The organism is Roseinatronobacter ekhonensis, from assembly GCF_900499075.1.
Classification (GTDB): domain Bacteria; phylum Pseudomonadota; class Alphaproteobacteria; order Rhodobacterales; family Rhodobacteraceae; genus Roseinatronobacter; species Roseinatronobacter ekhonensis.
In genome coordinates this window covers 1-16,244 of the sequence record NZ_UIHC01000011.1, presented here as the reverse complement: position 1 = coordinate 16,244, position 16,244 = coordinate 1, and the positions used below count along the sequence as shown (strand labels likewise).

Annotated in this window: 17 protein-coding genes and 1 pseudogene; 12 read left to right on the top strand and 6 right to left on the bottom strand. The window is 62.2% G+C overall.

Translation table 11 applies throughout. The features are described 5' to 3' along the window. Window positions 1–15: 15 nt before the first annotated feature. Window positions 16–351 carry an Hpt domain-containing protein gene (locus ROE7235_RS07285; protein WP_183073384.1) on the top strand — a complete coding sequence of 112 codons (336 nt, stop codon included), beginning with the start codon at window positions 16–18 and terminating at the stop codon, window positions 349–351. 16 nt (window positions 352–367) lie between these two features. Here the strand turns inward: ROE7235_RS07285 and ilvA are convergent, their stop codons facing one another. Continuing rightward, complete coding sequence (ilvA, locus tag ROE7235_RS07280; protein ID WP_121094137.1) at window positions 368–1,615, bottom strand: threonine ammonia-lyase IlvA; 1,248 nt, start codon at window positions 1,613–1,615, stop codon at window positions 368–370. Continuing rightward, window positions 1,612–2,025: an acyl-CoA thioesterase gene (locus ROE7235_RS07275; protein WP_183073382.1), complete on the bottom strand. Its 414-nt coding sequence runs from the start codon at window positions 2,023–2,025 to the stop codon at window positions 1,612–1,614. Before ROE7235_RS07275 ends, ilvA begins: the two co-directional genes overlap by 4 nt. A gap of 133 nt (window positions 2,026–2,158) precedes the next feature. Here ROE7235_RS07275 and ROE7235_RS07270 point away from each other — a divergent pair, with 133 nt between their 5' ends. The 5 genes from ROE7235_RS07270 to ROE7235_RS07250 all read left to right on the top strand — a co-directional run bounded on the left by ROE7235_RS07270 (window position 2,159) and on the right by ROE7235_RS07250 (window position 7,971). Further along, entirely contained in the window at window positions 2,159–3,391 is a 1,233-nt protein-coding gene (locus tag ROE7235_RS07270; protein ID WP_121094133.1) for an argininosuccinate synthase, read from the top strand. A 79-nt stretch (window positions 3,392–3,470) separates the two neighbouring features. Further along, complete coding sequence (gene gpmI, locus ROE7235_RS07265; protein WP_121094311.1) at window positions 3,471–4,985, top strand: 2,3-bisphosphoglycerate-independent phosphoglycerate mutase; 1,515 nt, start codon at window positions 3,471–3,473, stop codon at window positions 4,983–4,985. Further along, window positions 4,982–6,094: a murein hydrolase activator EnvC family protein gene (locus tag ROE7235_RS07260; protein ID WP_121094131.1), complete on the top strand. Its 1,113-nt coding sequence runs from the start codon at window positions 4,982–4,984 to the stop codon at window positions 6,092–6,094. The genes gpmI and ROE7235_RS07260 overlap by 4 nt, the downstream gene beginning before the upstream one ends. A gap of 55 nt (window positions 6,095–6,149) precedes the next feature. Next, entirely contained in the window at window positions 6,150–7,481 is a 1,332-nt protein-coding gene (locus ROE7235_RS07255) for a S41 family peptidase (protein ID WP_121094309.1), read from the top strand. Window positions 7,482–7,485: 4 nt separating this feature from the next. Then, window positions 7,486–7,971 carry an RNA pyrophosphohydrolase gene (locus tag ROE7235_RS07250; protein WP_121094129.1) on the top strand — a complete coding sequence of 162 codons (486 nt, stop codon included), beginning with the start codon at window positions 7,486–7,488 and terminating at the stop codon, window positions 7,969–7,971. 148 nt (window positions 7,972–8,119) lie between these two features. On the opposite strand, the gene ROE7235_RS07245 is transcribed toward ROE7235_RS07250, so the two are convergent. Continuing rightward, the gene (locus ROE7235_RS07245) at window positions 8,120–10,318 is read right to left on the bottom strand and encodes a primosomal protein N' (protein ID WP_121094128.1); all 2,199 of its coding nucleotides are present in this window, start codon (window positions 10,316–10,318) and stop codon (window positions 8,120–8,122) included. Window positions 10,319–10,400: 82 nt separating this feature from the next. Between ROE7235_RS07245 and fsa the strand changes: the two genes are divergently transcribed. The 6 genes from fsa (at window position 10,401) to ROE7235_RS19855 (ending at window position 14,752) form a co-directional block, all read left to right on the top strand. After that, complete coding sequence (gene fsa / locus ROE7235_RS07240) at window positions 10,401–11,054, top strand: fructose-6-phosphate aldolase (RefSeq protein WP_121094307.1); 654 nt, start codon at window positions 10,401–10,403, stop codon at window positions 11,052–11,054. 57 nt (window positions 11,055–11,111) lie between these two features. Continuing rightward, on the top strand, window positions 11,112–11,825 hold the full coding sequence (locus tag ROE7235_RS07235; protein WP_121094126.1) for a DUF484 family protein: 714 nt from the start codon (window positions 11,112–11,114) through the stop codon (window positions 11,823–11,825). Then, complete coding sequence (locus ROE7235_RS07230; RefSeq protein WP_121094124.1) at window positions 11,822–12,763, top strand: tyrosine recombinase XerC; 942 nt, start codon at window positions 11,822–11,824, stop codon at window positions 12,761–12,763. The genes ROE7235_RS07235 and ROE7235_RS07230 overlap by 4 nt, the downstream gene beginning before the upstream one ends. 18 nt (window positions 12,764–12,781) lie before the next feature. Continuing rightward, the gene (locus ROE7235_RS07225; RefSeq protein WP_121094122.1) at window positions 12,782–13,471 is read left to right on the top strand and encodes a CDP-alcohol phosphatidyltransferase family protein; all 690 of its coding nucleotides are present in this window, start codon (window positions 12,782–12,784) and stop codon (window positions 13,469–13,471) included. A 68-nt stretch (window positions 13,472–13,539) separates the two neighbouring features. Further along, window positions 13,540–14,415: a 3-hydroxybutyryl-CoA dehydrogenase gene (locus tag ROE7235_RS07220; protein ID WP_121094120.1), complete on the top strand. Its 876-nt coding sequence runs from the start codon at window positions 13,540–13,542 to the stop codon at window positions 14,413–14,415. 37 nt (window positions 14,416–14,452) lie between these two features. Then, entirely contained in the window at window positions 14,453–14,752 is a 300-nt protein-coding gene (locus ROE7235_RS19855) for a hypothetical protein (RefSeq protein WP_147434181.1), read from the top strand. Between the two features lie 368 nt (window positions 14,753–15,120). Here ROE7235_RS19855 and ROE7235_RS20795 read toward each other — a convergent pair whose 3' ends face one another. The 3 genes and pseudogenes from ROE7235_RS20795 to ROE7235_RS07205 all read right to left on the bottom strand — a co-directional run. Continuing rightward, the gene (locus ROE7235_RS20795; RefSeq protein WP_370743546.1) at window positions 15,121–15,699 is read right to left on the bottom strand and encodes a restriction endonuclease; all 579 of its coding nucleotides are present in this window, start codon (window positions 15,697–15,699) and stop codon (window positions 15,121–15,123) included. Between the two features lie 93 nt (window positions 15,700–15,792). Beyond that, window positions 15,793–15,873, bottom strand: a pseudogene (locus ROE7235_RS20790) (winged helix-turn-helix domain-containing protein); the annotation flags it as partial. A 28-nt stretch (window positions 15,874–15,901) separates the two neighbouring features. Further along, the coding region (locus ROE7235_RS07205) for a transposase (RefSeq protein ID WP_147434180.1) at window positions 15,902–16,244 on the bottom strand (343 nt) is incomplete at its 5' end.

The window sequence follows — 16,244 nt, the reverse complement described above, 5'->3', positions numbered from 1 at the left end:
TTTTGGGGGTCAGACGTGATAGATTGGTCAAGAGTATCCGAATTGCACGAAGAAGTCGGGGACGAAGCCTTGGGCGAAGTCCTGGAGTTGTTCACATCCGAGGTTGATGAGGGGTTGGCGCGGCTTGCGCAGGCGAGCAGCCCGAAGGCTATTGCCGCAGAATTCCATTTTCTAAAAGGGGCGGCATTGAACCTTGGTCTGGATGAGGTGGCGCGGCTTTGCGCCCAAGGCGAAACCGGCGCGCTGGCGGGGCGCCCGTCAGAGGCCGAGCGCCTTGCCATCACCGAGATGTTTCCGGCCTGCTGCGCAGAGTTGCGCGCGCAATGGCGCACGCGCTTGGGCCAAAGGTGAACGCGGGCGCTGGGCCTCAGATCACGAAATTGGCCATGATCTCGTCTTCTGTTATATCGGAAAACGCAAATCCGGCCGTGTCGAGCCGCGCGAAAAGCCCGGTAAAATTGTCGGGGTTCGTGGTTTCGATCCCCAACAGAACCGTCCCGAAATTGCGCGCTGTTTTCTTGAGGTATTCGAAGCGCGCGATGTCATCTTCAGGGCCCAGAATGCTCAGAAAATCGCGCAGCGCCCCGGGGCGCTGCGGCAGGCGCAGCAGCAGGTATTTCTTGGTGCCGGCAAAACGCATGGCCCGTTCTTTTACCTCTGGCAGGCGTTCGAAGTCGAAATTCCCGCCCGATGCGACACACACCACCGTCTTGCCGGCGATTTGCGGGCGCAGCACCTCTAGCACGTCGATCGACAGCGCGCCTGCGGGTTCCAGCACCAGCCCTTCCACATTCAGCAGGTCCAACATGGTGATGCAGATGCGGTTTTCCGGCGCGATCAGAACATGATCGGGTTCCACATTTGCAAGCCGCGCAAACGTCCGTGCGCCCAGCCGCGCGACGGATGCGCCATCGACAAAGCTGTCGATGCGGGGCAGCGTGACCGGGCCGTTCGCAAGCAGTGCCGCCAGAAGCGAGGCCCCACCGGCCGGTTCCACATAGCGCAAGCTGCACCCCGGCGCCTCTTGCGCCAGATAGGCGGTCATCCCTGCGCTCAGGCCCCCGCCGCCGACCGGCAGGACCACCATGTCCGGCGCGTGGCCGATCTGGTCCAGCATTTCCACCGCGACACTGGCCTGACCTTCGATCACGTCCTCGTCGTCGAAGGGTGACAAGAAGTGCGCGTTTCGTTCGGCACAAAAGCTTTGTGCCGCCGCCAACGCCTGATCGAATGTATCGCCCGTCAGTTCGATCGTGACCTGCGCCCCGCCAAAGGCACGGGTTTTCATGATTTTCTGTTGCGGGGTTGTGACCGGCATAAAGATCGTGCCTTGCACACCGAAGTGTCGGCAGGCAAAGGCCACGCCCTGCGCGTGGTTGCCGGCACTTGCACAGACGAAATCGCGCCCCTCTGGCGCGCGGTCCAACTGCTTGCGCATGGCGTTGAACGCGCCGCGAATCTTGTAGCTGCGCACAGGGCTCAGGTCTTCGCGCTTCAGCCATATATCGGCGCCGAATTTCTGCGACAGGTAATCGTTGCGCAGCAGCGGGGTGGGCGGAAACAATGCGCGCATCGGGGCGGCAGCGGCGCGGGCGCGGGCGGCGAAATCGCTCATGCCAGTACGGCCTCCAGCTTGGTGCGCACGCTTCCCGGCATGGCGGTGGACCCGCGCGTCGCGGGATCAAAGAACACCTCAACCACCTCATATGTGGCGTGCAATGCGCCGGTATCGGCATGGCGCATCTCGAACAAAAAGACACAGCTTTTGGTGCCGATCTTGGTGACAACGCCCGTCACGACAATCAGATCGCCCGCCTGCAATTCCGCCACGAAGCGCGTGGTCGCCTGCGCGGTCACGGTATGCACGCCGTGTTCCGCCAGCATATCGCGATAAGCCAGCCCCAGCTTGGTCCACATGTGATAGCAGGCATCGTCGAAAAACGGCGCATAATGGCGCACGTTCATATGCCCGAAATGATCGTGGTGCCACGGGTGGATCACCCCGCGCAAAAGCTCTAACGCCATTATCGCCTCCGTCCAGTCAGGCCTTGGCATAGCATATCCGCCAGCGGTGCAAACCCCGTGCGGCCTCTTGCAGCAGGGGCGCAAAGCCAATAGACCGCTTGCCAACCTATGTTCTTCCCATACCGGAGCCATCATGCCCGCAAACGCCCCCAAGAAAGTCGTGCTTGCCTATTCCGGCGGGTTGGACACGTCCATCATCCTGAAATGGTTGCAGACCGAATATGGCTGCGAGGTCGTGACCTTCACCGCCGATCTGGGGCAGGGCGAGGAACTGGACCCCGCCCGCAAGAAAGCCGAATTGCTGGGCATCGCGCCGGAAAACATCTTCATCGAGGATCTGCGCGAGGAATTCGTGCGCGATTTCGTCTTCCCGATGTTCCGCGCCAACGCGCTTTATGAGGGGCTGTATCTTCTGGGCACCTCGATTGCCCGCCCGCTGATTTCCAAGCGGCTGGTCGAGATTGCGGCGGCCACCGGCGCGGATGCCGTGGCGCATGGCGCGACCGGCAAGGGCAACGATCAGGTCCGGTTTGAATTGTCCGCCTATGCGCTGAACCCCGACATCAAGGTTATCGCCCCTTGGCGCGAATGGGATCTGACCTCGCGCACCAAGCTTTTGGAATTTGCCGAAGCGCACCAGATCCCGATCGCCAAGGACAAGCGCGGCGAAGCGCCGTTTTCGGTCGATGCGAACCTGCTGCACACCTCTTCCGAGGGCAAGGTACTGGAAGACCCCGCCGAAGATGCGCCCGATTATGTCTATCAGCGCACCGTCGCACCCGAAGCTGCGCCCGATACGCCGGAATATGTCGAGATCAGCTTCGAGCGGGGTGATGCCACCGCCATCAATGGCGAGGCGATGTCCCCCGCCACGATCCTTACCAAACTGAACGAGCTTGGCGGCAAGCACGGCATCGGGCGGCTGGATTTCGTTGAAAACCGCTTCGTCGGCATGAAATCGCGTGGAATTTACGAGACGCCGGGCGGCACGCTGCTGCTCGAAGCGCATCGCGGGATCGAACAGATCACGCTCGATTCCGGCGCGGGCCATCTGAAAGACAGCATCATGCCGCGCTATGCAGAACTCATCTATAACGGCTTCTGGTTCTCGCCCGAGCGTGAGATGCTGCAAGCCCTGATCGACGAAAGCCAGAAACATGTCACCGGTACCGTGCGTCTGAAACTCTACAAGGGTTCCGTGCGTTGCGTCGGGCGCTGGTCGGAGCATTCGCTCTATTCCGAAGCGCATGTCACCTTCGAGGATGACGCCGGCGCTTACGACCAGAAAGATGCCGCAGGCTTTATTCAGTTGAACGCGCTACGCCTGAAACTGCTGGCGGCACGCGATCGGCGGTTGAAGGGCTAACGCCCTTCATCTTGCCCCAAATACTCCCGCCGGAGGCGTATGCCCGCCGCTGGCGATCCCGCCCATGAAAGGCCGCGCCATGACCAGACCCGTCGTATTGTGCATCCTTGATGGCTGGGGGCTGAACCCGTCGCCCAAGGGCAACGCGGTCGCACAGGCCAGCACGCCCCATTTCGACCGGATCATGGCGGAGTGTCCCACTGCCACGCTTCTGACACATGGCCCCGATGTGGGCCTGCCGCGCGGGCAGATGGGCAACTCAGAGGTGGGGCACACCAATATCGGTGCGGGTCGCGTGGTGGCGATGGATCTGGGCCAGATCGACCTTGCCATTGAAGAGGGCAGTTTCGCCTCCAATCCGGCATTGTTGGAATTTGCCCAGAAGATGCGCGATACCAACGGTACCGCGCATGTCTTCGGCGTGGTGTCTGACGGCGGTGTTCACGGCCATATCACCCATACGAAGGCGGCAGTCACGGCGCTGGCGGCTGCGGGCGTCAAGGTTGCCGTCCACGCCATCACCGACGGGCGCGACGTGGCCCCGAAAAGCGCTGGTGCCTTTCTGGCCGACTTGCAGGCCAGCCTGCCGGATGGCGCGCGCATCGCCACTGTCATTGGCCGCTACTGGGCCATGGACCGCGACAACCGCTGGGAGCGGGTGGAACGCGCGTGGCGCGCGATCACGCTGGCAGAGGGCGACAAGGTCGCCAACCCCGCGCAAGCCGTGGAACAAGCCTATGCGCGGGGCGAAACGGATGAATTTATCGCGCCTGCTGTGGTCAGCGATTATGCGGGCGCGCGGTCGGGTGACGGGGTGTTCTGTCTGAACTTCCGCGCAGATCGTGCGCGCGAAATTCTTGCCGCTCTTGGCGCGCCCAGTTTCACCGGCTTCAACCGTGGCCAGCCCCCGCAATGGGCCGCCATGCTGGGGATGGTCGACTATTCGACCGCGCATAACGCCTTCATGACCACGGCCTATCCCAAGCAACAGGTCAAGAATGGCTTGGGCGAATGGGTCGCTGCGCATGGGTTGCGCCAGTTCCGGTTGGCAGAGACAGAGAAATACCCGCATGTCACCTTTTTCCTGAATGGCGGCACAGAAACGGCGGCAGATGGCGAAGACCGCGCCATGCCCGCAAGCCCCAAGGTGGCGACTTACGATTTGCAACCCGAAATGTCGGCGGGAGAGGTGACATCAAAGCTCGTCGCCGCCATCGGCGCGGGGTATGACCTTATCGTGGTGAATTTCGCCAATCCCGACATGGTCGGCCATACCGGCGATCTGGCTGCGGCCATGCGTGCCTGCGAAGCGGTGGACGAGGGGCTTGGTGCAACGCTTGTCGCTTTGCAGCAGGCGGGCGGTGCGATGCTGGTTTGCGCCGATCACGGCAATTGCGAAACCATGATCGACCTCGACACCGGCGGACCGCATACCGCGCATACGCTGAACCCTGTGCCGGTGGTGCTGGTGGGCGGGCCAGACAGCGCACGGCTGCGCGACGGGCGGCTGGCCGATGTCGCGCCTACGCTTCTGGCGCTGATGGGACTGGCGCAGCCGCCGGAAATGACCGGCGAGAGCCTGATTCTGTCATGAGACTATGGCGCGCCGCCGCTCTTGTCTTCGCGTTGGGCAGCGCCGCCGCTCAGGCCGACCCAGCCGCCCGCGCGATGGAGGCCGCGCGCGCTATGGAAGCGGCGACAGAGGCATTGCAAGCCGCAACGCGGCAACGCGACCGCATCGACGCTCTGACCGAAACCGTGCAAGCCTATGAAGACGGCATGGCCGCCCTGCGCGAAGGACTGCGCGAGGCGCAACTGACCGAAGCGGCACAAACGCGCGCTTTGTCCGAACGCAGCGCGGATCTTAGCCGCTTGCTGGCGGTTCTGCTGGGTACCGCCAGTCTGGATGATGCGAGCGTGCTGGTGCATCCCGAGGGCGCGCTGGCTGCGGCCCGCGCGGGCCTGTCGCTGCGCGATGTCGCCCCTGCGCTGGGATCCGAAGTGATGGATCTTCGCGAGAAACTGGCCGATATCTCCGCCCTCCGCCGCGCGCGTCAATACGGGCTGCTGGCCTTGGAACAAGGACTGTCGGCGGCACAAGAGGCGCGGCTGGCCCTGTCGCAAGCGATTGCCGAACGCGGGCCGTTGCCAAAACGGTTGTCCGATGATGCGGACGCCATGGCGGCGCTGGCCGCCAGCGCGGCGTCGCTGGATGCTTTCGCACAGGATTTGGCCGCGCGCGCGGCGACGGTGTCGGATGCCACTGCCCGCATTCGCGGCTTTCGCGACGCAAAGGGCCGTTTGCCCTTGCCGGTGCGCGGCACCGTGCTGCGGGCATTCAATGCGCCCGATGCAACAGGTGTCGCCCGGCCGGGTCTGGATATTGCCACCTTGCCCGGTGCGCTGGTCAGTGCGCCTTGGGCTGGCACCGTGCGCTATGCCGGGCCGCTGGCCGGACGCGGTCAGGTGGTCATACTGGAACCGGACGAGGACATCCTGCTGGTGATGGTAGGTCTGGCCGATCTGTTGGTCGAAACCGCCGAAATCCTGCCGCAAGGCGCGCCTCTGGGCACCATGCCCACACAAAGCGGTGATGCGGCGGGTGGTGGCGGTCGTGGGCAAACACTCTATTTTGAGATGAGAGAGACGGGTAAGCCCATTGACCCGGCGGCATGGTTCGCATTGACTGGCGCTCGACCCTGAGCGGAAACACACGGCCGCCCGAAATACGGGCGCGCAAAGATCGGAAAGCGACATGATGAAGAAATTTGTTCTGGCAGGCCTTGGCGGCATTCTGGGCGGTGTCTTGATTGCGACACAGGTGACAGGGCCGCTGATGGCGCAGGAACGCTCGCAAAGCAGCGACGTTTATGAGCAACTTGATCTGTTCGGCAACGTGTTCGAGCGTATCCGCGGGCAGTATGTGGAAGACGTGGACACATCGGACCTGATCGCCGCTGCGATCAACGGGATGCTGACATCGCTTGATCCGCATTCCAGCTACCTGCCGCCGCAGGATTTCGACGATATGCGCACCCAGACCCGCGGGTCGTTTGGCGGTCTTGGCATCGAAGTGACGCAGGAAGAGGGATTTATCAAGGTTGTCACCCCGATGGATGACACCCCCGCCGATATGGCGGGCGTGGAGCCGGGCGATCTGATCACCCATGTCGATGGCGAGCCGTTGCTTGGCCTGACGCTTGCCGAAGCGGTAGAACTGATGCGCGGCCCGGTTGGGTCGGAAATTATCGTCACAATCGTTCGTGAAGGCGAAGAAGAGCCGTTCGACCTGTCGATCATCCGCGACACGATCCAGTTGCAGGCTGTCCGCGTGCGGACCGAAGGCGACACCGTCATTCTGCGCCTGTCGACCTTCAATGAGCAAACCTATCCAAACCTGCGCGACGGGCTGGAAGAGGCTGTGGAAGAGTTGGGCGGAATGGAAGAGCTGGGCGGTGTGGTTCTGGACTTGCGCAACAATCCCGGTGGGTTGTTGACGCAGGCCGTCAGCGTGTCGGACGCGTTTCTAGAGCAAGGCGAGATCGTCTCGACCCGTGGCCGTGCCGAAGGCGAGGGCGACCGCTTCAATGCGCAGTCGGGCGATCTGATCAATGGCAAACCGCTTGTCGTGCTGATCAATGGCGGCTCTGCATCGGCGTCGGAAATTGTTGCTGGCGCGTTGCAGGACCACCGCCGCGCGATCGTGGTGGGCACACGCAGCTTTGGCAAAGGATCGGTGCAGACCGTCATGCCCCTGCGCGGCGACGGCGCGATCCGGCTGACCACATCGCGCTATTACACACCGTCGGGGCGGTCGATCCAGGCACTTGGCGTCTCTCCCGATATCGTGGTCGAACAGCCGCGCCGCGCGCCGATTGAAGAGGCCGACGACACCTCCGGCCGTATCCGGTCCGAGGCCAATCTGCGGGGGCGGCTGGATAACCCCGACAACATGTCAGAGGAAGAATTGCGCCAGATGGAAGACGAACGCGAGCGTGCCGAAGAAGTGGCCCGTCTGCGGGAAGAAGATTACCAACTGGCCTATGCCCTCGATATTCTGCGCGGCCTGACGGCGTTGAACGGGAACTGATTCTGTGACGCCAGAGCAGATTGCGGCGCTGCCATACCGTCCTTGCGTCGGGGTCATGTTGATCAACGCCAAGGGGTTGGTCTTCGGGGCGCAACGTATCGACAGCGACAGCCCCGCGTGGCAAATGCCACAAGGCGGGATTGATCCGGGCGAGAACCCCGGACTGGCTGCGCTGCGCGAGTTGGAAGAAGAAATTTCTGTTCCGCCCGCGCTGGTCGGGCCACTGGCCGAAACCCGCGAGTGGTTGACCTACGATGTGCCGCACACACTCGTGCCGCGCATATGGGGGGGCAAATACCGTGGGCAGAAGCAACGCTGGTTCCTGATGCGCTATCTTGGCCATGACGACCAGATCGACCTTGCGACCGAGCATCCCGAGTTCAGCGCGTGGCGCTGGATGCAGGCGGATGACATGCTGGCTGCAATCGTGCCTTTCAAGCGCGATATCTACGCCACCGTGATGGCCGAATTCCGCGACTGGCTGGCGTAGCGGCGCAGTGCCGTCGCAAGAATGGGTCGCTGCGCAAAACAACAAAGCAGCGCTGACCCGGAGGCCCCGGCTCAAGGCCGGGGCGTGCGAGCTGCGACACACAGCGTCCGCCCCGGCCTAGAGCCGGGGCCTCTTGGCCAATCCGCCGTCAATAAAAGCTCTGCGGGTCGATATCTATCACCAGCCGCATATTCGTCCCCAGCTTGTGCGGGCGGGTCCAGTCGCGAAGCGCTGCTTGCAGGGGCGCGCCCTTGGCGGCCTTGACCAGCAGGCGCACGCGGTGCTGACCGCGAATGCGCGCAATGGGCGCGGGGGCAGGGCCGAAGACCTGCGCATTGATCCGCCTCAACGCCGCATCATTGCGCGCCAAGGCGTTGCCCAAGGCGAAAACCGGCTCCAGTTCCGGCCCTGACAGGATAATGCCCGCCAAGCGCCCATAGGGCGGCATGGACAGGGCGCGCCGCGCCTTGGCCTCTGCCTGCCAAAAGGCTTCCTCGTCGCCCGACAGGATCGCGCGAATGACCGGGTGGTCCGGCTGGCTGGTCTGGATCAGTGCGCGGCCCGGCTTGTCGGCCCGCCCCGCACGACCGGCAACCTGACGCGTCAGTTGAAACACACGTTCCGCCGCGCGCAGGTCCGACCCCGACAGCCCCAGATCGGCGTCAATCACGCCCACCAGCGTCAGATGCGGAAAGTTGTGCCCCTTGGCCACGATCTGCGTGCCGATGATGATGTCCGCGCCACCCGCCGCGATTTCCTCTATCTGCGCCTTCAGCGCGCGGGCTGACCCGAACAGGTCCGACGACAGTACCGCGACGCGCGCGTCGGGCCACAGCGCGCGGGTTTCTTCCTCCAGCCGCTCCACACCGGGGCCGACGGGGGCCATTCGGTCCTCTGCCCCGCATTCGGGGCACTTGGTGGGGATGGGCGCGGTCGCGCCGCACTGGTGGCAGACAAGGCGTTCCAGGAACCGATGCTCGACCATGCGGGCATCGCAATCAGTGCAGGCAATCTGGTGGCCGCAGGCACGGCATACGGTCAAGGGCGCGTAGCCGCGCCGGTTCAGAAACAAAAGCGCCTGTTCGCCGAGCCCCAAACGCGCTGTGACGGCGGCTTGCAGGCTGGGTGATATCCAGCGGTTGGCGGGCAGCGCCTCGGTGCGCAGGTCAATCGCGGCCATTTCGGGCAGGGCATTGGGGCCAAACCGCGTTGTCAGGTCCAGCCTTGTGTATTTGCCCGCTTCCGCATTGGCCCACGATTCCAAGCTGGGTGTCGCGCTGGCCAGCACCACTTGCGCCCCGTTCAGTGCGCCGCGCAGCACCGCCATGTCGCGAGCATTGTAGAACACGCCTTCTTCCTGCTTGTAGGATGTGTCGTGTTCTTCATCGACCACGATCAGCCCAAGGTTCTGAAACGGCAGGAACAGGGCAGATCGCGCGCCCACCACCATCTGCGCGCCGCCTTGACCAACCATGCGCCACAAGCGGCGGCGCTCTGACTGGGTCACGCCCGAATGCCATTCGGCGGGTTTGGCGCCAAAGCGGTGTTCCACACGCGTCAGAAATTCCGCCGACAGTGCGATTTCGGGCAACAGTACCAAGGCTTGCCGCCCCGCGCGCAGGCAATCGGCGACCGCCTCTAGATACACTTCGGTTTTGCCCGACCCGGTCACTCCCTTCAGCAACCATGTGCCATAGCCACTCTGGCCCTTGCGCAAGGCATCTGCCGCGCGCGCCTGATCGTCCGATAATACCGGGCCGGGGCGCGCAGGGTCCAGCCTTGGGAACGGCTGGTCGCGCGGGGCGGCCCGCTCTGCCAGCGCGCCCGCTGTCACAAGCCCGCGCACCACGCTTGTTCCGACGCCCGCTGCATGGGCCAGCTCGCTTGGCGCAAGCCCCGCACCGCCGAATTCTTCCAGCGCGGCCATGACGCGGGTGCGGGCGTCGGTCATCCGGTCCGGCAACCCATCGCCGCGAAACAGCAGCTTGCGCGTGACCGGCCCGTCCGCCAACCCCGGCACGCGCGTCGCCAAACGCAGCACCATGGGCAGTTGCGTCAGCGTGTAGTCGGCCAGGCGTGTCAGGAACTCGCGCAGTTCAGCCCGCATTGGGGCCGCATCCAGCACGCGGATCACCTGCCGCAGCTTTGTGCGGTCGAAGCGCCCGTCGGCCGGTCCCCAAATCACCCCGATCACGCGGCGCGGCCCAAGCGGCACCTGCACGAACGCGCCCATCCAGCAGCCGCCCTCGGGCGCGCGGTAATCCAGCACACGGCCCAAAGGTTCGGTGGTCAGCACCCCGCAGGGTGTGCCTTCGTCAAAGAATTCGGGGCCATCGGATGGTTGCATGGTCGCGTTTCGGGGTTCCGTAGGTTTGTGCTATCAGCTATGACGTCCCTGAAAAATGGTCGCAAGCCGAAGGGGAATGAATATGAAATTCTTTGTCGATACCGCCGATGTTAGCGCTATCCGCGATTTGAACGATCTGGGCATGGTGGACGGGGTCACGACGAACCCCTCGCTCATCTTGAAATCAGGGCGCGACATTACCGAGGTAACACGCGAGATTTGCGAGATTGTGGACGGTCCCGTCTCTGCCGAGGTTGTCGCGCTAGAAGCAGATGCGATGATCGCCGAAGGCCGCAAGCTGGCCGAGATCGCACCCAACATCACCGTCAAGCTTCCGTTGACATGGGACGGGCTGAAAGCCTGCAAAGTGCTGTCTGGCGAAGGCAAAATGGTCAATGTGACCCTGTGTTTCAGCGCAAATCAGGCACTTCTGGCGGCAAAAGCGGGTGCGACCTTCATTTCGCCCTTCATCGGGCGACTGGACGATCTGGCACTGGATGGCTGCGAGTTGATCGAGGATATTCGCACCGTTTATGACAATTATGGGTTCGAGACGCAGATCCTTGCGGCCTCTATCCGGTCCGTCAACCATGTTCTGGACGTGGCACGTATTGGCGCGGATGTGATGACCGCACCGCCAGAGGTGATCCGCAAACTGGCCAGCCACCCGCTGACCGATGCAGGACTGGCACAATTCATGAAGGATTGGGAAAAAACAGGTCAAAAAATCCTGTAATCTTTGCTATAGTCCGGCAAACAGAACAAAAAGCAGCAGTCAACGGACAGGCATACCATGTCATCAGCGGCCCTTGGCGCAGAGCTGGACCAGCTTCGCGCGCAAATCTTGTCGGACCCGGCCCTCATTCTGGACGACAAGGACGTGATGCGCGCCCTTGTCGCCGCCAGCGAGCGTGAGATGGGCACTAATATCGTCGACCTGCGCGGTCTGGCGATGGAACGGCTGGAAGCCCGGCTGGACCGGCTGGAAGAAACCCACCGCGCGGTAATCGCGGCGGCGTATGAAAACCTGTCGGGCACAAACCAGGTGCACCGCGCGATCTTGCGTATGCTGGATCCCACGCAATTCGAGGATTTCCTGCGCAATCTGGGCAGCGACGTCGCAGAGATCCTGCGCGTCGATGCCATCAAGCTGGTGCTGGAAAGCCCCGAAGCGGGGCCCGACCCGGCGTTGGAGCGTATCTCTGATGTGCTGGTGGTGGTCGAGCCGGGGTTCAATGACGACTATGTCAACCTTGGCCATGCGCCCACCACGCGGCAGGTAATCTTGCGCCAGACCGTGCCCGCCACGACGCGGCTCTATGGCCCACGCGCGGCGGATCTGCGGTCCGAAGCCTGTCTGCGGCTGGACCTTGGGTCGCAGCGGATGGGCGGCATGCTGGTGATGGCGTCGGACAATCCGCATACATTCAAGCCGGGACAGGGGACTGACCTGTTGTCCTTCTTTGCGGGTATCTTCGAACGGTCAATGCGCCGCTGGCTGGCATGACGGAACCGCAGGTTGCGTTGATCGCGCCTGCGATGGCCGCTGCGCTGTCGCGCTATTTGCAGCGCAAACAAGGGTTGTCGGGCGCGTCCGCCAACACCGTGTCGGCATATGCCAGCGACCTGCGCGACTTTCTTGGCTTCATGACATTGCATATGGGCGGGCTGGATACGCCGCGTGCGCTGGGTGAGATCCGTCAAGCCGACATGCGGGCCTGGATGGCCTATGCGCGCGGCCGCGACCTGTCGGCGCGCGCCTTGGCGCGCAAGCTGTCGGCGGTGCGTGGGTTTGCGCGGTTCATCGCCGATGAAGCGAGCATAGATATCTCCGCCATTCTTGCCACGCGTGCGCCCAAACATACCCGCGGCCTGCCGCGTCCATTGTCGGCCACCGATGCCCGCGATGTGCTTGACACGGTCGCGCTGCAAACACGCGCCGATTGGGCAGGTCTGCGCGATGTTGCGGTTGTGACGTTACTATACGGGTGCGGTTTGCGCGTGTCAGAGGCGCTTTCGCTGACGGGCCGCGATGCGCCATTGCCCGACGTGCTGCGCATGACCGGCAAGGGCGGGCGCGAACGGCTGGTGCCGGTGCTGCCCGTCGCGCGCCGTGCGGTCGCGGATTACCTGAGCGCTTGCCCGCATGCGCAAACCCCCGATCTGCCGCTGTTTCGCGCCATACGCGGCGGCGCGCTGGACCGTCGCCATGTCGCCCGTGTGATGGAAGCGACGCGCCTGCAACTGGGCTTGCCCGCCAGCGCCACGCCCCACGCGTTGCGGCATTCCTTCGCAACGCATCTGCTGGCCAAGGGTGGCGACCTGCGCGCCATTCAGGAATTGCTCGGCCATGCCTCTTTACGGTCAACGCAGGTATATACGGCGGTTGACAGCACCCGCCTGATGGATGTTTACGAAAGCGCACATCCGCGTGCGCGCGGCTAACCGTATAAAGGCCCGCCCGTGCTGCTGACCCTAAAGGCCTATTCCGTCCATCTGTTCACCGCGACCGGCGCGGTCTTTGCCATGCTTGCGCTGCTGGACGCGGCCAAGGGCGATTGGGCGATGATGTTCCTGTGGCTTGTGGTGGCCTTCATCGTCGACGGCATCGACGGTCCCTTGGCCCGGCGCTACCACGTCAAGAAAAACGCCCAGATCATTGACGGGGTGCTTCTGGACCTGATCATCGACTACCTGACCTATGTGTTTATTCCTGCTTTTGCGCTGTTCCAATCGGACCTGTTGCCGGGCTGGACAGGTTGGGTCGCGATCATCGCGATCACCTTCACCTCGGTGCTGTATTTCTCTGACACGCGTATGAAAACGACGGATAACAGCTTTCAGGGCTTCCCCGGCTGCTGGAACATGGCGGCGCTGGTATTCTTTGCGGTGCAGCCCTCTGCGGCGGTCATCCTCTGCGCGGTGGTGTTTCTGGCCATCGCCATGTTCACCCCGTTGAAATTCATCCACCCTGTGCGCACGCAACGCTGGCGGGCGGTGTCGCTGCCGGTGGCGCTGGTCTGGACGGCACTGGCGGGTTGGGCGGCATGGACAGGCTTTGCCCAGCCGCAAGTGGTGTCGTGGGGGCTGATCGTGACCAGCCTGTATCTGATGGTGGTCGGGATCGTGCAACAACTGCTGCCCGCCCGCTGATCCATTCGCGCTTGCAGCATCCCCCGCCCCGGCCCTATGTTGGCGCCGGAACCAGACAGGAGCGGCAGATGGAGATCAAGACAGTCGGCATTGTGGGCGCGGGGCAAATGGGCAGCGGGATCGCCCATGTCTTTGCGCTGACGGGGCATGACGTGCGGCTTAGCGATATGTCGCAAGACGCGCTGGCCAACGCACTGGCGCTGATCGACCGCAATATCGAGCGGCAAGTCAGCCGTGGCAAAGTCACGGCAGAGGATAAGGCAAGCGCGATGGCGCGCATCCGCACCACCACCAAGCTGGCAGAGCTGGGGCCGTCGGACCTGATTGTCGAGGCCGCGACCGAGCGTGAAACCGTCAAGACCGCGATTTTCGAAGACCTGCTGCCGCATATCCAGCCGCATACGATCCTGACGTCGAACACCTCGTCCATCTCGATCACACGGTTGGCCAGCCGCACCGACCGGCCGGAAAAGTTCATGGGGCTGCATTTCATGAACCCTGTGCCGGTGATGCAACTGGTCGAGTTGATCCGCGGCATCGCCACGGATGAGCCGACCTACAAAGCCCTGCACAGCGTGGTCGAGAAACTGGGCAAGACCGCCGCCAGCGCCGAGGATTTTCCCGCCTTCATCGTCAACCGCATTCTGGTGCCGATGATCAACGAGGCGGTCTACACGCTGTATGAAGGCGTGGGTTCGGTGAAGTCGATCGACGAGTCTTTGAAGCTGGGTGCGAACCACCCGATGGGGCCGCTGGAACTGGCGGATTTCATCGGGCTGGACACCTGTCTGGCCATCATGAACGTGCTGCATGACGGGTTGGCGGATACCAAGTATCGGCCCTGTCCGCTGCTGGTGAAATATGTCGAAGCGGGCTGGCTGGGCCGCAAATCAGAGCGCGGGTTCTATGACTACCGGGGCGAGGTGCCGGTGCCGACGCGCTGATCCACGGGCGGCGCGTCAGCCCAGCGCGATATATACGATGACACCAATCGCGACGAGCAACGCCCAGAAATCAAAATTGTTCCATGGCGGAAGCTTGCGTCCGCAAGAACTGCAATTCGACCGCCTGAACTTGTTGGCATGGCCGCAGGTGGCGCATTTCACGGGCCGGAACCCGGTGCCTTTGGAAGTGATATTCATCGCTAATCCTGACACGAACAGCCAAAAAAACGGCTTCAGACAGCACTCAGACCCAGCACGTGAACAAGGCGAGACTGTTGCACACAGGGTGACGCAATACCACGACAGACAGGTGAAATCGGGCGCAGAACACCGCTAATCCGCGGGCGAACGGCGAATTTTACAGCATTTTGAGGGGTTTGGATTGTAGCGCGGGGCGCATTGCAATCTAGGCGTGTGGATTGCGGCGCGATAGTGAGAGCGATCTGCGGACCCGATTCGGTGTCCGCTGACAGTTGCGCGCATACAGGTGTAGCGCATCGAGCCGCGCAAGCGGTGTCGCGCGCGGTGGCGCGGCGTAGGCCGGGCTGCGGCGCTTTATGGCAGCAATGTACATCGAGAGATGAGGCTATGCGCATCTGGCTGCCAAAGCGCCGCCGCTCGGGGGGGGCGCGTCATGCCGCAGGAATGCTTTCAGCATGACGCTTGCGCGGCGGGCCTGACCGCCCTTGATTCCGCGCAAACGGATTAACGCTCAGAAAAATAGTCTTCGTCTAAGCTTTTGATTTTCACAACCGAGCGGACGCGAACCCCCACGTCGTAATCAATAAGAAGCCTAGCAAGTGTCTTGCCATTAATAAGAACGACCCGTTGCTGAATTCTATCGATGTAGGCTACTGCCTCACGGGAAAAATCAGAAGTCGTGACAAAAACACCTTTTGTTGCGCTTTCGCCTGTAAGTGATCCGACAAACCGTTGAATGTCGGGGCGAGAAACTTTGTTGTCATGTGCATATCGCTTGGCTTGAATATAGACCGCGTCCAACCCAAGCGCATCCTCGTTAATCACACCATCAATGCCACCGTCTCCTGTTGCGGGTGTAAGTCTACGATACTCCGCTTTTCCACGTCCAAAGCCCATGGCTTGAAGTAAATCCAAGATCAACTGTTCAAATCCTATTGGTGACATTTGATAAAGGGCGGCAAGCAACTCCTCGGACAAGGCGAGGTCAATTTTCTCTTTCGCTGTTTCGATTGTATCTTCTGGGGTTAGTGAAGAAGAAGCTTCTGAATCTGAAAACTTTTCAGTATCTAGGGGCGAAGTAATGGTCGGGCTGCTTGCTGTCTGCCATTCACGAAAATTCTCGAACTGTTTGAGATCAGAGGTGGATATTCGCTCCGGTGAAGTGGCGAGAAAATCTCTCCCCCTCTGGGTGATAACATGTGTTCCTCTTTTGGGAGACTCAAGCAATCCTGCTTTTCCAAGGTAAGTCCGTGCCCAATGTGCGCGATTTTAGAGCGCGTCTGGTTCAATCAGTTTCATATCCAGCGGCCTTGAAGAAGTTGTAGCATTCGTCAGGGGTGAACAGGTTACAAACATGACCGACCGCCTTCCATAATTCGTCATATGTCCGTGCAGCGGCCTTTCGGATGAGGGCCTTGAGCTTTGAAAATGCCATTTCGATGGGGTTGAGATCGGGGCTGTACTTGGGCAGGAACAGGAACCATGCGCCGATGTCGCTGAGGATGTCGCGGGCCACAGCACTTCTGTGGGCTGGTAGGTTGTCGAGGATGACGACATCGCCCGTGCGCAGGGTCGGGGCCAAAATGCCCCTGACATAGAGCTCGAACATCTCCCGATCCATCGCGCCA

Excerpts from the sequence above, each read along its gene's own strand:
- ROE7235_RS07220 (WP_121094120.1), top strand. The coding sequence starts at position 13,540 with ATGGAGATCAAGACAGTCGGCATTGTGGGCGCGGGGCAAATGGGCAGC.
- ROE7235_RS07235 (WP_121094126.1), top strand. The coding sequence starts at position 11,112 with ATGTCATCAGCGGCCCTTGGCGCAGAGCTGGACCAGCTTCGCGCGCAA.
- ROE7235_RS07270 (WP_121094133.1), top strand. The coding sequence starts at position 2,159 with ATGCCCGCAAACGCCCCCAAGAAAGTCGTGCTTGCCTATTCCGGCGGG.
- ROE7235_RS07260 (WP_121094131.1), top strand. The coding sequence starts at position 4,982 with ATGAGACTATGGCGCGCCGCCGCTCTTGTCTTCGCGTTGGGCAGCGCC.
- ilvA (WP_121094137.1), bottom strand. The coding sequence starts at position 1,615 with ATGAGCGATTTCGCCGCCCGCGCCCGCGCCGCTGCCGCCCCGATGCGC.
- ROE7235_RS07255 (WP_121094309.1), top strand. The coding sequence starts at position 6,150 with ATGAAGAAATTTGTTCTGGCAGGCCTTGGCGGCATTCTGGGCGGTGTC.
- ROE7235_RS19855 (WP_147434181.1), top strand. The coding sequence starts at position 14,453 with ATGACACCAATCGCGACGAGCAACGCCCAGAAATCAAAATTGTTCCAT.
- ROE7235_RS07230 (WP_121094124.1), top strand. The coding sequence starts at position 11,822 with ATGACGGAACCGCAGGTTGCGTTGATCGCGCCTGCGATGGCCGCTGCG.
- ROE7235_RS07245 (WP_121094128.1), bottom strand. The coding sequence starts at position 10,318 with ATGCAACCATCCGATGGCCCCGAATTCTTTGACGAAGGCACACCCTGC.
- ROE7235_RS07275 (WP_183073382.1), bottom strand. The coding sequence starts at position 2,025 with ATGGCGTTAGAGCTTTTGCGCGGGGTGATCCACCCGTGGCACCACGAT.
- fsa (WP_121094307.1), top strand. The coding sequence starts at position 10,401 with ATGAAATTCTTTGTCGATACCGCCGATGTTAGCGCTATCCGCGATTTG.
- gpmI (WP_121094311.1), top strand. The coding sequence starts at position 3,471 with ATGACCAGACCCGTCGTATTGTGCATCCTTGATGGCTGGGGGCTGAAC.